Consider the following 13,810-nt stretch of genomic DNA (forward strand, 5'->3'; position numbering starts at 1 on the left):
TCCTCGCTACCCATCTCAGCCCTCGAAACTCAGGACTCAGAGGCTGTGAGGGAATGCGTGGTCCGCGACCACGGCGAATCCGCCTTGGGTTGCGCCAAAGAGGCGCAATGCCGGTGGTATAGGCTTCCAGCCTGTACTAACGCGGCGGCCGTTCGGCCGCACGTTCACTGGTACAGGCTGGAAGCCTATACCACCATTGGCGACCTTCTGCCGCTCACACAGAGTGTGCTGACGAAATCTCATTTGCCTTCGTACCAATTTCCTCACAGACTCAGGACTCCTACCGCAGCGGTGGGATCATATCGCCGTGCGCCAGGATCAGGTCGTCGACCAGGCGCCAGATCTCGTCCAAGGTCAGCTCGGCCGCGGTGTGCGGGTCGAGCATTGCGGCGTGGTACACATGCTCGCGCTTCCCGCTCAGCGCCGCCTCGACCGCCAGCGACTGCACGTTCACATTGGTCATGATGAGGGCGGCAAGCTGCGGCGGAAGCGCGCCGACCCGCGTCGGCTGCACGCCGTTGCCGTCCACCAGGCACGGCACCTCGACGCAGCAGCCGCGCTGCAGATTGGCGATCAATGCGCGATTGGGTACGTTGCCGTAGATGACCCGAGGGGTTCCCGTCTCCAGGCTGTGAATGATCAAGGCGCCATACTCGTGGCTGCGCTCGATCTCCGTGATCGGTTCCTCGCTTTCGAAAAACGCCCTCATGTTCCCCCAGAACCCGTCCATGAACTCACAGCGAGTGATGTACTCGTTAAGCGGAACACCGAAACGTTCAATCAAGTCGGGACGGTCGCGGCGGATAAAGTACGGCGTATATTCGGCGAAGTGTTCGCTCGACTCGGTGACGAAGTAGCCAAGCCGCGTCAGCATCTCGTAACGCACCCGGTTATTCGCCGGGACACGGCCGTCGGCCACCACCTTGCGAATCAGCGGGTACAAGTCCTCGCCGCGGCGTTCGAAGCGCAGGTAGAAGGCCATGTGGTTGATGCCGGCGGCTTGGTAGGTGATCTCGCGGTACGGCACGCCGATGTCGTCGGCCAGTTGCATGGCGGTGCCCTGCACGCTGTGGCACAGGCCGACGGTGCGGATCGGCGTCGCGCGCGACAGGGCCCAGCAGTTCATCGCCATGGGATTGGTGTAGTTCAGCAGCCAGGCCTGCGGGCAAACCGCCTCCATATCGCGGCAGATCTCGAGCAAAACGGGAACCGTGCGCAAGGCGCGCATGATGCCGCCAACGCCGAGGGTATCGCCGATCGTCTGGCGCAGGTTGTGCCGTTTGGGCACTTCGAAGTCGATGACCGTCGAGGGCCGGTAACCGCCGACCTGGATGGTGTTGATGACGTAGTCGGCCCCAGCCAAGGCACCGTGCCGCTCCCTATGTGTCGTGATCGTCGGCTTCACCTGTAGCGCGGCGGCCACTTTCTGCGTCATGCGCTCCGCGGTGTGCAGGCGGTCGGCGTCGATGTCCATCAAAGCGATGTGCGCGTCGGCCAGCTCCGGAAAACTCAGGATGTCGCCGATGAGGTTCTTGGCAAACACGACGCTACCGGCACCGATGAGAGCGATCTTGGCCATCGTGGGCGTCGAGCCTAGCGCGTGAGGCCGACACAATTCAATCGGCTCGCGGCTACACCATCCCTTGTCAGAGCCTTCCCATCCGGACTACAACCGGTCAGGAGAATCCCAAATGTCAGCTACGTGTACTGCGGTGGGGCGACGTTGGTTCGGCATGGCGCTTCCGGCGCTCGTTGGGTTGCTGGCCGTGGCGATCGGATGCGGTGACGGTGACGACATGTCGAACCCCACACGCGGTGGCAGCGTGCCCAGCCCAACCATCGAAGGGCCGATCACCGGCGGCAAGGGGATGCCGTTCATCGCCTCTACGACCTTCGATCTCGCCGAGGTCGGCTACTCCGAGGCGGAGTACTTCATCTCCGGGACGGCGACCGCCTACGCCAACGTCGGCCCTTTGGGCACCGACGGCAACTGGACAGTCAGACGCGGCGACACAGCCGCCTACAAGACGCGCATCCTCGTGTATCGCCCGATCGAGCCGAAGAAGTTCAACGGCACGGTCGTTGTGGAATGGCTCAACGTCAGCGGCGGTCTCGACTCTGCGGCCGACTGGATCGCGGATCATACCGAGCTCATCCGCGACGGCTTCGCCTGGGTGGGCGTCTCGGCCCAGCGCGTCGGAGTGGAAGGCGGCCCTGCGGTCATCCCGGGCTTACCGCCCATTCCGTTGAAGACCACGGACCCTGAGCGGTATGGGTCGCTCGTTCATCCTGGCGACAGTTTCTCGTACGACATGTTCTCGCAGGCCGCTCAAGCGATTCGACGCCCGGCGGGCAGCAGCCCTCTCGGCGACCTGAAGGTCAGCACGGTCATCGCCACCGGGGACTCGCAGTCGGCATTTCGATTGGTCACGTACATCAACGCGATTCATCCGCTCGCCGACATCTACGATGGGTTCCTGGTGCACAGTCGGGGCGGCAACAGCTACAGTATCGCTCCACTATCGGAAGCGCCACAGCCGGCGATCACGGTGCCCGCCACGGCACAGATCCGCAACGACCTCGATGTCCCGGTGCTGACCTTCGAGACTGAAACGGACCTCACCTTCCTCGGGTACTTCTCGGCGCGACAGCCGGACACCGACCGCTTCCGCCTCTGGGAGGTGGCCGGCACGGCGCACGCCGACACCTACACGCTCGGGGTCGGGACCACCGATCGCGGCGACTCGCCCGATGCGGCAAAGCTCGTCGTCACCACGATGCCGGTACCCGCGTTCCCCGCGCTCAAGTGCAGGACGCCGATCAACTCCGGACCGCAGCACTTCGTGCTGAACGCCGCCATCGCGGCGCTCAACCAGTGGGTGCGGCACGGAACGCCTCCGCCGCTCGCTCCGCGTCTTGAGGTGGTCGATGGCGCGTCGATCGCGATCGTGCACGATGCAAACGGCAACGCCCTCGGCGGCATTCGTACGCCGCAGGTGGACGTGCCGATCGCGGCGCTCTCGGGTCAGGGACAAACCGGGTCGATCCTCTGCGTGCTCTTTGGGACCACCAAGCCGTTCGATGCAACGACGTTGGCCGCACTGTATCCCGACCACAGCGCCTACGTCTCGGCGTTCAACGCAGCGACGGACCGGGCGGTGAGCGCCGGCTTCATTCTCCAGCCCGACGCGGAGCTGATGAAAGCCGCCGCCGCGTCGTAACCGCGGCCGGTGAGCCTCAGCCGTCCGATTGTCGCGAACAACTCGTGATCACCTTCATCACCGCAACTGTCGGCGGCGCCTTCGGCTGGTGGCTCGGTTCCTACGTCGGCTTCATGACGGCATATTGTCTGAGTGTGGTTGGCACCGCGGCTGGGGTGTACCTGGGACGGCGGTGGATGACCCAGTACATGAAGTGAGAGCCTCCGATGCTGGGAAACTGCAACCAATGCGGCGCCTGCTGCCGCGTGTTGACGCTGGCGCAATCACCCGAAGAGGTCATGGCGACCGCGGCGCTGACCGGCGTTCTCGGCATCCCTTCCGATGCGGCCTTTGCCGCCAAGCATTGGCATTCCCTGACAGGCGACGAGGCGACGCGGCGGAACCCCTTCTATACGAGCCGCTTGTCGGCGGACGCGCACCTCTACCGTTGCGACCAGCTCGGCGAGGACGGCCGGTGCACAGCCTACGAAGAGCGTCCGCTCGTCTGTCGTGGCTATCCGTGGTACGGCCAGCCGCCTCGTCTGATGACGTTGGCCGACGCCGATTGCAGCTACGCCGTTGATCAGGTCTTGGAGATCGTGATTCGCCGCCCGGAGCTCTGAGCGGCCCTACGCCTTCTGCGAACGCAATTTCTCGATCGCCTGTTCCACTTCGCCGGGCTCCGGGAAGCGGCCGAGATCGTGCTTCGAAAACACCAGCTTGCCATCGACCTCGACGTCAAACACCCCGCCCTTGCCGCGGATGAGTTCCGCCTCCACCCCGAATCGCTCTTTCAATGACGCGGCCAAACTGGTCGCGCGCGGCAAGTAGTTTCAAGGCACACACCACGTGATCGACACCTGCATCGTTGGCTCCCCTTACCCACCAGTACTATATGAAGGTCAGGCGCTCCCGACAAGCAGGCACGCCTTCACCTCGAAAACCGCCGTCACGCTCGAGGCACCAGCTCGCCCTTCCCGACTTCCGTCGACCGGTAAGGCATAATGACCCACAGCACGACGTAGACGAGGATGCCCCATCCAAATCCGATTACGGTGAAGAGAACCGCCGCTAACCGCAACGCCGTCACCGATATGCCAAACTGTTCCGCGAGGCCGGCGCACACCCCTGCGATCATTCTCCCTCTGCGGGAACGGTACCACGTGCCCGACAGGACGGAGTTCTCCAACAAGCTGCTGCAATAGCGGCATTTCACCGCCTGGTCTTGAATTTCTTCGGCACAATAGGGGCATCGTTTCATCGTTCTCTCACCCACACACTCGGGCTCACGCCCGCCGCCTGCCGCGCCATCAGAAGCGGCACGGCCGCGTAGGTGAGCCCAAAGACAAACACGAGTAACGCCGCGCCGCTGAGCACCACATACGCGACCACGGCGCTTGGAAGTACGGCACTTCCCAACCAATACGCCGCGCCAAGCACGCAGGCATCAACCGCCAACACCGCCGGCAGCGGCAGCAACGCCCGCAACAGCTGGACCAGCACGCGGCGCCATGACATGCCACGCACCGCCTGCAACTCGCCGCGCAGCCGCAGCACAACCCGCGCCGACATGCCGGCGGCGTCGATGTCCGCGGGCGCGGAATCGAGAAGCACGGCCATACGACCGAGCGGCAGCGGGGACACCCGGCACTCTTCGCACTCCCTTGCATGCGCCGTCAGGCGCGCTGCCCCGTCGGCCACCCCCTGCCCACCGTGGAATACCTGTTCGCTCACCGCTCCTCCTCCGTTCGGACGTGCGCAGCCAAGCGGGCCAGGGCGTTGTGCAAGCGGCTCTTCACGGTGCCTTTCGGGCAATCCAGAATAAGCGCCAACTCCTCTTCGCTGAGGTCGTGAAAGTAGCGCAAGATCAGCACCTCACGTTGCAGCTGGGGGAGCACGGCCAGCAGCCGGGCAGCGTCCATGCCGGCTTCGGCACGACCCAGGTCGACGGCGGCTTCCGCGGCATCTGGCGTCGGGACCGCATCGGCCCCCCCACGCCGGTGCCAGTCACGGCACAGATTGACGGCGATCTGGAACAGCCAGGTCGAGAATCGCCGCCCCGGATCGAAGCGTTCTGCCGCGCCGACCACGCGCAGCCAGGTCTCTTGGTACAGATCTTCAACCTCGCGTCCCGCGGTGTGCCGGTAGATGAAATGTGACAGCGGGCGTTCGTAGCGCCGCAGCAGCTCCTGGAGAGCCAGCTCGTCACCCCCTGCCACCTGGCCGATGAGGTCTTCATCTGTCGCCATCACTCCCGCATAGCATGATCAATGGGCCGAGGGATCAACCGGCGGCGGCGGTTTATCCTCGCGCCCGCTGAACTTGCGGGTAAGCGCCAGCGCCTCCTGCAGCCATCTCTCCAGCAGCGAATCTTCCCCTGGACTTCGCGGGATGACTACCCACAGACCGGCATACAGCAACGGACCAAGCAGATGAATGAAGGTGAGCACGACGAATACCAGGCGCACCAAGGCGACAGGCACCGCCAGCACGTGCGCCAGTGCGGCACACACCCCCGCCAGCCGTGCCTCCGGATGGCTCCGGTGCCAGCGAGATGGATCAAACGAGGTGAGCCGACTCCGACAGTACCGGCAGCGAATCGCCTCGGCCCGAATCTCCTCCCCGCAATAGGGGCATGGTTTCGTCTCCGCCATTTTCTCGCTCCCTTCCTGCACCGTAATACGTCCCGCAATGAAAAAGGTTCACCGCGTGCGGGCGTCTGGCTGGACCTCTACAGTATTGTGCGCTCGTCAGTGCAATGATAGTCGATCCCGGAGCAGCGTATGGGCACGGTAACTGAACTCCGCACCTTCCACCGGGGGCAAGGCCGCACTCCCGGGCGTTTGGTGACATGCGAGCACTGCGGCGAGCGACACCCCGTCGTCAAGCTCCGCGACGGCAGATCAGAGTGTGTCACCGCCTTCAGTGACGCGGGGCGTTGGTTCTGTCGCAATCGCGGTTGCCGCGCCGCGTGGCTGGCACGCCAAACGCGCGAACAAGATTGACCTCGGTCCAATAATGTTCCGCGCGCGCCCTGAGCGGCCCGTAGCCGTACGGATCGCTACGTGGACAGTCTTCGGGGCCGTGGTAGCGACGGCCGGAACCCGCCTGTGCCTGGCGTGGACCAGCGTCGCCATCCTGGTGGAGAAATCCCTGCCCGACGATGCCTTTTACTACTTCCAGATCGCCCGGCATCTGGCCCAGGGGGACGGCGTCACCTTCGATGGGCTAACGGCGACCAACGGTTTTCATCCGCTGTGGCTGGTGCTGATTACGCCGTTCTTTTATCTGTTTCCCGGCAATCCCGAGTTGCCGATCCATCTGGCGCTGGCGTTGTCGACGTTGCTGAGTCTCGCCACCCTGCTGTTCGTGTACGCCATTACGGCACAACTGACGGGCGACCGGTTCGCCGCCGCTTTGGCCGTCGCCCTCTATGCGTTCAACCCCTGGGTCGTCGTCGAGTCTCTCAACGGCCTTGAAACGGCGGTGGCCAATCTCTGTTTCGCCGCCATGGCGTGGTACTACCTCGCCTGCGACAACGTCTGGGACAACAGGCGGGCGCTCACCCTGGGATTACTCGCCGGGCTGACGGCACTGGCGCGCACCGACAACGTGTTGCTGTTCGTGGTCCTCCTACTCGCCCTGCGCGCCGGCCGGACTCCTCGGGCGTGGGTACGGCTCGTGCTGATCGCCGGCGTCACGGCGTCAGTCGTCGTCATGCCGTGGGTGCTGTGGTCTGCGTTGCGGGCAGGCTCGCCCATCCAGAGCAGCGGCCTGGCTGTGCCGTTCGTAATCCGCGGAAACATCGTTCCGGCCCTTGGTACCGACTCGCTTGCCCGATGGGTAGTGGGACAAACCCTCGAAGGGATCCGGCTGGCGTTGTCGTACTCCGGCACGCCGTGGCCGCCGTTGCCTTTTGTCCTGGCCGTCGTTGCACTTGCTGTTTCGGACTACAAGAAGGATTTCGCGCTGCGGAGGCAGCTCGGCCAACTGAACTTCATGGCAGCGGTGCTGCTTGCGCTCGTGCTGTTTCACTCCTCGTACCGGCTGTATCCTCGTGGGTGGTACTTCGTGCCGGTCGCATTCCTCTCCGCGCTCTACCTCGGCGTGCTACTCGCCAGCCTCCACAGGGCGGCACCGCGTCGCAGCACTACGATCGCGAGTGCCGTCGTCGTGCTCGTCATCGCCGGCATCAACGTCGTCGGCTTTGGCACCCGCTGGAGGACCGGCCTCTATCCCTGGCAAAGCGAGATGTTGACGGCGGCGCGCTGGCTGGGCGAGCACACCGATCCGTCCGCCAAGATCGGCGCGTTCAACGCCGGCATCATGGCCTACTGGAATCCCGAACGAACGGTGATCAACTTGGATGGGGTCGTCAACACCGATGCCTTTACCGCCATCCGGCACCGGCGCCTGTGGGCCTATATCGACCAGGCACAGCTCACCTACGTGCTCGATTACCAACCGTATTGGCGGGCGTCCCCGGCCACGTTTTCGAATGCGTACGGACCCTACCTGGGCGTTTCGCTTCCCGAGCATGTGAGCGTGGTGGCCACAATCCCGGGCACATTCGTTTCTTCGGATATCGTAATCATGAAGACCAAAGCGTCGCGGCTTATCCCAGAACCGGCGCTCGGGATCAAATAGATTCGTCTGCGGCCGGGCAACGAGATTACTGCGCGCCCGCCTGCCGGGCATCGTCGGGGGCGTTGAGGTTTTCCAGTAAACGCTCGGCCCGGGTCTGAAGCCGGCCGAAGCCCAGTTCCCGCGCCGTCGCCAGCGCCTCGATGAACAGCTGCCGGCCCTGCTCTCGATCACCTCGTATTGCCGCCAATTCCCCAGCCCCGAGCTGCGCCGCTGCCAGTGTCGAACGCGCCCCGATCTGCTGTGCCAGTTCGATGGCCTCCTGATACCGCTGCTCGGCATCATTCCACTGCTGCTCCCCGAGGCGCAGCATAACGTCACCGAGGGCCGTCGCGCAGAGGGCCTGGCGCAGCCGGCCGCCGGCATGGGCGTACGCCGTCTCAGCAAACCGACGGGCCCGCGCCGACTCTCCAACCGCCAGCAGGGTGTCAACCACCAGCAGGCTCTTCAGTGCCATGTCGCTCCGGGCGCCGTATCCCTGCTCGATCAGCTCCATGTACCGCGGCAGCGGCGGCGTCTCACCCAGCTCGACGCGAGCCGCCAGCGCCAGCGCCGCCGCCGTGCGGACGATGGCGACATTGCCGATGACCTCCGCAACCTGCAGGCTCGTCTCCGCCCACCGCCGCGCTTCGGCGTACTCTCCGCGTGCCAGGTGTACCGAGGCCACGGTCGCGGCGGTCATGCACTGGATTGTCCGATTGGAAGCCCGCACCGCCTGCTCGTACGTCCCTACGGCACCCTGCTGGGCACCTTGCAGGTCATCGCATAAGTACCGCAGCGACTCGCGCATCGAGCACGCTCCGAGGTAGAGATCCGAAAGCTGCTCATTTTGTCCCAGGCGCTCCAGCTCGCTCACCGCCCAGTCGATGGTCCGCATGCCGAGGTCGAAGCGCCCTGCGTACACGTACGCGAACGCCAGCGCGCGCGACACACTGATCGCCGTCAGCGCGAGCCCAGCGCCCTGTGCCACGCGCACCCCCTCCTCGACCAGGGGCAAGCCCTCGTTGAACTGCTCCCGCGGACCGCTCATGATCAGCAAACCGTGGAAGGTGCACGCGGCCGCGAGCGCCTCCGCATTCCCGAGGGCTTCGGCCAATGCCCGCGCCCGGCGCACCGGCTTCTCGATGCCGGTATCGGACGATCCATACAGAATGACCCCGCGACACAACCCCAGCGCCGCCTCGAGCAGCGCCGCCGCCAGCGGTCCGGTCGCCTCTTGTCCTTCCGGCAGGGCCGCGTCCGCCAACTCCCACGCTTGCCGGTAGAACCGCAGCGCCGCCGGGTACCACGGCAACTCCACCGCATCACGTGCCGCCCGCAGCAACGCCGCCAGCGCTTTCTCTCGATCATCGCCCAAGGCGAAGTGCTGCGCGATCAGCGCGGTGCGCTCCGCCGTCATATCGCCCGGCGCCGCTTCCAACACGGAACCAACACGCCCGTGCAAGCGCCGCCGCTCCTTCAGGAGGAGCGCTTCGTACGCCACCTCCTGCGTCAGGCTTTCGCCGAAACGGAATTCGTCGGTCGACAGAATGTTCTTCCGGTGTATGACGCCGACGCTCTCCAGTTTCTCCAGCGCGCCGGCCACGTCCAGGCCTTCGCTCTCCAGCAGCTTTTCCAACTGTGCCCGCTGAAACTGCCGCCCGAGCACGGCCGCAACCTGGACGACACGCTTGGCGTGGGGACCGAGCCGGTCGAGGCGCGCACCGATCAGCTCCTGCACGGTGTCGGGAATGCGGACATCGGCAATCGGGCGCGTCAGGCGCACGTGTCCGTCGCCGCGCAGCAGCACCCCCTCCTCGATCAAGGCGCGGGTGATCTCTTCCGCAACGAACGGATTGCCTTCCGCCTTCACCAGTATGCGCCGCTCCAGTTCGGCCGGCAGGCGCCCACCGGCCAGTGCGCCGATGATCTCGGTCGTGTCGGCATCGGAGAGCGCGCGCAGGTTGAGCTGCGTAAACGCGGCGTGGGTTCGCCATGCCGGTCGATAATCGGGCCGGTGACTCACCACCAGCATGAGCCGGCCCTGCAAGCCGGCCACCGCCACATCGAGCATCTCGCTGGACGGCTCGTCGATCCACTGCAGATCCTCGAGCAACATGATCACGGAGGCCCGCTTGCTGGCACTGACCACCAACTGCGCCACCGCTTCGAACGTCTTACCTTTGACCTCCTCCAGGGGAACATCGGGAAGGTGCTCGGCGGGAAGCGCCAGCAGCCGGCACAGGTACGGATACAGCTCCTTGGCCGTATCGTCCGACCCCAGGGCCTTCTGCGCGATCTTGTCACAGGCGCATTCGGATGACTCCCCTGGCGTCAGATCGAAGTACTGCCGCAGCATGTTGATCCAGAGGGCGTACGGCGCCACTTGGCTCAGCGAGGAGCATCGCCCTTCGAAAAAGACAACCTCCTCCGCCGCCAGTCCTTGCTTGAATTCGTACAGCAGCCGCGACTTCCCACTGCCCGCCGGGCCGACCACCGCCACCACCTGGGCCAGACCTCCGTTGAGGCGCTCGAAGCAGGCGCTGAGCTGCGCCAGTTCCTGGTCGCGGCCCACCAAAGGAGTCAGGCCACGCTCGGCGGCGATCGCCATGGGCGTCGACAGCCGGCTCCGGCCGATCACCTCGTAGGCCGTGACCGCACGCCGCTTGCCCTTGACCTCGAACGGGCCGACCGCCCGCATCTCGAACAAGCCACGCACCAGCCGGCGCGTCGCCTCACTGACAAGCACGGTTCCCGGTTTGGCGAGCGACTCCAGACGGGACGCCAGGTTCGTGGTGTCTCCGATAGCGGTGTAGTCCATCTTCAAATCGTTGCCGACGGTTCCAACCACCACCGGACCGGTGTGGATACCGATGCGCGCCAGCAGCTGCACGCCGCGCCGCGCCGGCAGCTGCTCATTCAACGCGCCGAGTGCGTCACGGATGCCCAACGCCGCCTGCACCGCGCGCTCCGGAGCGTCCTCGTGCGCCAGCGGCGCCCCGAAGAGGGCCATCATGCCATCGCCGGCGAGCTGGTTGACGATGCCTTCGACGCGATAGATCTCGCGCAACGCCCGCTCCAGATATTGCTCCAACAGCTCGTGGTACTCCTCCGGGTCAAGCCGTTCCGCGATGGCCGTTGAGCCGGCAAGATCGCAAAAGAGGACCGTCACCAGTTTGCGCTCACCAACCATGGCGCCGGTGCCGGCGCGAATCTTCTCGGCCAGATCCTCGGGAATGTGCTTCGCCAATCCGCTGGCGCGCTGGTCCTTTCGCGGCCCGATCTCCGGCGCCAGGTTCGCTGCCGCGCCGCTCCCCTGCGCCAGCCGAAATCCGCAGTCGGGGCAGAACTGGAATCCAGGCCCGATCCTGGCGCCGCAGTTCGGGCAGCCCGGCACCGCCGCACTCCCGCAGACATGACAGAAGGGCTTCCCCGCTATCAGTTCGGTACCGCAATTGACGCAGTGCATTGCGAAACCTTCGCCTTGAACCAAGGCTGAGTCAAGACGACCCGACGGCGCGCTAGCCGTCTCCGCTCAGCTTCTTGTACCGCAGCAAGTGGTGGATCGCCTGCGTGTGGCGGCCGAGCCGTTCAAGCAGGCGTCCGAGGTTGAAGTGCGCATCGGCAAAGACCGGATCCAGCGACACGGCACGCTGGTAGTGAGACAGCGCGGCGGTCGTGTCACACTGGTCCTCCAACGCCAACGCCAGATTATAGTGACCGATGGGGTCGTTCGGGTCACACTCCAGCGCCAGGTGGTAGAGGCGCGCCGCCTCGGCGAGGTCGCCGCTTTCGTGCGTCAGCCGACCCAGATTGATGTAGGCATCGCCCAGCTTGGGATCGAACTCCAAGGCGCGGCGATAGGCGGTGCGCGCGGCCGCCGGATCCTTCCCCTCCTGCGCCAGACCCAGATCGAACCAGGCCATCGCTTCTTCCCTGGGGTCTCGCAACGGCGCCGAGCGTCGCTTGCGCCGGCACTGCACCGGCACCACGACGCCGGCCCGGCGCGCCAACTCGTCCACGGCGAAGCTGAAGACCACCTGCCCGCTGTCGGGTTGCCATGCCGCGCGACCGTCGCGTGCGACCACCTGGCGGCCGTCGGCATAGATGCGCACTCCGGACAACGGCCGGCTCGGCGGCAGTTGCCGGGCCAACTCGGCGAGCGCGAGCCGCACGCGTCGCGGCGGCACTTCCGCCTTCAGCAGGCCGTGCGCGGCCCGCAGGAGCACCAGGTCCTGAAAGCCGAACTCCAGCGCCCGCCCGCGCCGTGCCGGCCGCTCCAAACCAAACCGCACCATCGTCCGCACGCGCTGCGGGGTCGTACCGAGAATACGGGCCACTTCACTGGTTCGAAAGACGTTCGCAGAGGCCATCGATGGGCGGGCTGCACAGAGCGATTTCGCGTCCCTCTCCAGAGCCGCGCCGGGACACTATCACCGATTCACGGACGAGGCGAGGACTACCGGACCAGCGCGGACTTTCCGCCGTTGAAAAGGAACGGCAGGGCATTGTAATAGCCGCGCACACTCACGATCGAGTTTCCTCGCAGCCGAAGCACGAAGACACCACTCGGCGCCGGCGTCACCCCCGGAATCCCGTCCACCGTCCACTCGACCACCACCTCGGACCCATCACCGGTGACCCGCTGCACCGCGAAGCGCAGCTCCGGAAACCTGGTCCACATGCCCGCCCAGTAGAACCCGGCCATCGTTGCCGCCAAAGGCCCGCCCGCAATCGGGTCCTCGTACGTCCCTGACGGCTCCAGCAGCGGGCCAATCTGCGCCCAGCGGTGGCTATTGAGGGAGTCCACCCACGCCTTCGCCCAGCGGAGCGGATGCGGCGACGGATTCGAATGACAGGCACAGGCCGACAACGCTGCAACCAGCACGAGCCACCGGCATCCGAGTCGGCGCGCCCGCCCTAGTCCGGCTGGTAAGCTCCTGCCACCCTTACAGATATCGGGACCAGCCACGTCGTTTCAGCTCGTCGGTGACCTTCCGCACGTCTTGGGCCTGATCGCGGGCGCAGATCAGCAAGGCATCGGCGCTGTCCACCACGATGAGGTCGTTAACGCCGACCAGAGCCACCAGACGTTCGGGGCAGTAGACGATTGAATCACGCGCGGCCACCGCCAGAACCTTTCCCCTGACGGCGTTTCCCGTCTTATCCGAACCCCACACGTCGGACATGGCCGCCCAGCTGCCGACGTCGTTCCAGCCGAATCGGGCGCGCACCACCGCTACTCGCAAGCCGCCGTCGCCCGCTACCGAGAGCGGCTGCATGATGCCGAGATCCACCGATATCGACGCCAGCTTGCGGTAGATGCGTCGCAGTCGCGCTGTGGGCGCCGTCGGTTTTCCCCGGCTGCCGGCATGCGCCAGCCACACCCCCTCCAATGCCCGGAGAGTTTGCGGCAGGTAGCGTTCGAGCGCGGCGCGAAAGACACCGATGCGCCACGCGAACATCCCCGAATTCCACAGGTGCCGGCCGTCGGCGAGGTAGCGGCGCGCCACCGGCGCGGATGGTTTCTCATGAAAGCGCCGCACCCAATGCGCCGCCGGCGTACGCCGGCCCACGGCTTCTCCCAACTCGATGTAGCCGTAGCCGGTTTCCGCCCGGGTCGGTTCTATCCCCACTGTCACCAGCGCGTCCTCCGCGGCGGCGATGGCGCAGGCGGTGCCCAGCGTGCGCCGCAGGGCCGGTGCGCTGTCGATGACGTGATCGGCGGGCACGCTAACCATCAGCGCATCGGGCTCCCTCGCGGCGATCCATTCTGCGGCCAGAACCAGGCAAGGCGCCGTGTTGCGGCCGACGGGCTCCATCAGAATGTTCTCCGCAGGCAGGCGCGGCAATTGCCGGCGCACCTCGGGAGCCTGCTTTTCATTCGTGACGACGATTACGTACTTCCAGGAAAACATCGGCAGAAGTCGCCGCGCGGTTTCCTGCAGCAATGTATGGCGCCCGCCGATCGACAAGAGCTGTTTCGG

Annotated in this window: 14 protein-coding genes; 4 read left to right on the forward strand and 10 right to left on the reverse strand. The window is 65.5% G+C overall.

All coding sequences use genetic code 11. The annotated features are described in order from the left end of the window. Positions 1 to 280 precede the first annotated feature (280 nt). Positions 281 to 1,579 (reverse strand): alpha-glucosidase/alpha-galactosidase, encoded by a 1,299-nt coding sequence (locus VF515_15690; GenBank protein HEX7409072.1) that lies wholly within the window; start codon positions 1,577 to 1,579, stop codon positions 281 to 283. Between the two features lie 112 nt (positions 1,580 to 1,691). On the opposite strand from VF515_15690, the gene VF515_15695 reads away from it, so the two are divergent. From VF515_15695 to VF515_15705, 3 genes are read left to right on the forward strand one after another with little or no spacing between them, the layout of a single operon-like run. Beyond that, positions 1,692 to 3,221 (forward strand): alpha/beta hydrolase domain-containing protein, encoded by a 1,530-nt coding sequence (locus VF515_15695; GenBank protein HEX7409073.1) that lies wholly within the window; start codon positions 1,692 to 1,694, stop codon positions 3,219 to 3,221. Between the two features lie 44 nt (positions 3,222 to 3,265). Beyond that, positions 3,266 to 3,418, forward strand: coding sequence for a hypothetical protein (locus VF515_15700; protein ID HEX7409074.1), 153 nt, complete (start codon positions 3,266 to 3,268; stop codon positions 3,416 to 3,418). Positions 3,419 to 3,427: 9 nt separating this feature from the next. Continuing rightward, on the forward strand, positions 3,428 to 3,823 hold the full coding sequence (locus VF515_15705) for a YkgJ family cysteine cluster protein (protein HEX7409075.1): 396 nt from the start codon (positions 3,428 to 3,430) through the stop codon (positions 3,821 to 3,823). Positions 3,824 to 3,829: 6 nt separating this feature from the next. Here the strand turns inward: VF515_15705 and VF515_15710 are convergent, their stop codons facing one another. The 5 genes from VF515_15710 to VF515_15730 form a co-directional block, all read right to left on the reverse strand. Next, the gene (locus VF515_15710) at positions 3,830 to 4,066 is read right to left on the reverse strand and encodes a SelT/SelW/SelH family (seleno)protein (protein HEX7409076.1); all 237 of its coding nucleotides are present in this window, start codon (positions 4,064 to 4,066) and stop codon (positions 3,830 to 3,832) included. 83 nt (positions 4,067 to 4,149) lie between these two features. Next, positions 4,150 to 4,461 carry a PspC domain-containing protein gene (locus VF515_15715; GenBank protein ID HEX7409077.1) on the reverse strand — a complete coding sequence of 104 codons (312 nt, stop codon included), beginning with the start codon at positions 4,459 to 4,461 and terminating at the stop codon, positions 4,150 to 4,152. After that, on the reverse strand, positions 4,458 to 4,934 hold the full coding sequence (locus VF515_15720; protein HEX7409078.1) for a hypothetical protein: 477 nt from the start codon (positions 4,932 to 4,934) through the stop codon (positions 4,458 to 4,460). Before VF515_15720 ends, VF515_15715 begins: the two co-directional genes overlap by 4 nt. Continuing rightward, positions 4,931 to 5,449, reverse strand: coding sequence for a sigma-70 family RNA polymerase sigma factor (locus tag VF515_15725; GenBank protein HEX7409079.1), 519 nt, complete (start codon positions 5,447 to 5,449; stop codon positions 4,931 to 4,933). Before VF515_15725 ends, VF515_15720 begins: the two co-directional genes overlap by 4 nt. An 18-nt stretch (positions 5,450 to 5,467) precedes the next feature. Then, positions 5,468 to 5,854, reverse strand: a complete 387-nt coding sequence (locus tag VF515_15730; GenBank protein HEX7409080.1) for a PspC domain-containing protein — start codon at positions 5,852 to 5,854, stop codon at positions 5,468 to 5,470. A 364-nt stretch (positions 5,855 to 6,218) separates the two neighbouring features. On the opposite strand from VF515_15730, the gene VF515_15735 reads away from it, so the two are divergent. Beyond that, positions 6,219 to 7,847 carry a glycosyltransferase family 39 protein gene (locus tag VF515_15735; GenBank protein HEX7409081.1) on the forward strand — a complete coding sequence of 543 codons (1,629 nt, stop codon included), beginning with the start codon at positions 6,219 to 6,221 and terminating at the stop codon, positions 7,845 to 7,847. A gap of 25 nt (positions 7,848 to 7,872) precedes the next feature. On the opposite strand, the gene VF515_15740 is transcribed toward VF515_15735, so the two are convergent. From VF515_15740 to VF515_15755, 4 genes are all read right to left on the reverse strand, one after another. Then, positions 7,873 to 11,292 (reverse strand): adenylate/guanylate cyclase domain-containing protein, encoded by a 3,420-nt coding sequence (locus tag VF515_15740; GenBank protein ID HEX7409082.1) that lies wholly within the window; start codon positions 11,290 to 11,292, stop codon positions 7,873 to 7,875. A gap of 52 nt (positions 11,293 to 11,344) precedes the next feature. Beyond that, positions 11,345 to 12,196, reverse strand: a complete 852-nt coding sequence (locus VF515_15745; GenBank protein HEX7409083.1) for a tetratricopeptide repeat protein — start codon at positions 12,194 to 12,196, stop codon at positions 11,345 to 11,347. Between the two features lie 86 nt (positions 12,197 to 12,282). Then, on the reverse strand, positions 12,283 to 12,633 hold the full coding sequence (locus tag VF515_15750) for a nuclear transport factor 2 family protein (protein HEX7409084.1): 351 nt from the start codon (positions 12,631 to 12,633) through the stop codon (positions 12,283 to 12,285). A gap of 139 nt (positions 12,634 to 12,772) precedes the next feature. After that, positions 12,773 to 13,810 (reverse strand): sugar phosphate nucleotidyltransferase (locus VF515_15755; protein HEX7409085.1); only part of this gene is annotated, 1,038 nt, incomplete at its 5' end.

It is taken from the genome of Candidatus Binatia bacterium, from assembly GCA_036382395.1.
GTDB lineage: Bacteria > Desulfobacterota > Binatia > HRBIN30 > HRBIN30 > JAGDMS01.

Excerpts from the sequence above, each read along its gene's own strand:
- VF515_15690 (HEX7409072.1), bottom strand. The coding sequence starts at position 1,579 with ATGGCCAAGATCGCTCTCATCGGTGCCGGTAGCGTCGTGTTTGCCAAG.
- VF515_15695 (HEX7409073.1), top strand. The coding sequence starts at position 1,692 with ATGTCAGCTACGTGTACTGCGGTGGGGCGACGTTGGTTCGGCATGGCG.
- VF515_15705 (HEX7409075.1), top strand. The coding sequence starts at position 3,428 with ATGCTGGGAAACTGCAACCAATGCGGCGCCTGCTGCCGCGTGTTGACG.
- VF515_15715 (HEX7409077.1), bottom strand. The coding sequence starts at position 4,461 with ATGAAACGATGCCCCTATTGTGCCGAAGAAATTCAAGACCAGGCGGTG.
- VF515_15725 (HEX7409079.1), bottom strand. The coding sequence starts at position 5,449 with ATGGCGACAGATGAAGACCTCATCGGCCAGGTGGCAGGGGGTGACGAG.
- VF515_15730 (HEX7409080.1), bottom strand. The coding sequence starts at position 5,854 with ATGGCGGAGACGAAACCATGCCCCTATTGCGGGGAGGAGATTCGGGCC.
- VF515_15735 (HEX7409081.1), top strand. The coding sequence starts at position 6,219 with ATGTTCCGCGCGCGCCCTGAGCGGCCCGTAGCCGTACGGATCGCTACG.
- VF515_15740 (HEX7409082.1), bottom strand. The coding sequence starts at position 11,292 with ATGCACTGCGTCAATTGCGGTACCGAACTGATAGCGGGGAAGCCCTTC.
- VF515_15745 (HEX7409083.1), bottom strand. The coding sequence starts at position 12,196 with ATGGCCTCTGCGAACGTCTTTCGAACCAGTGAAGTGGCCCGTATTCTC.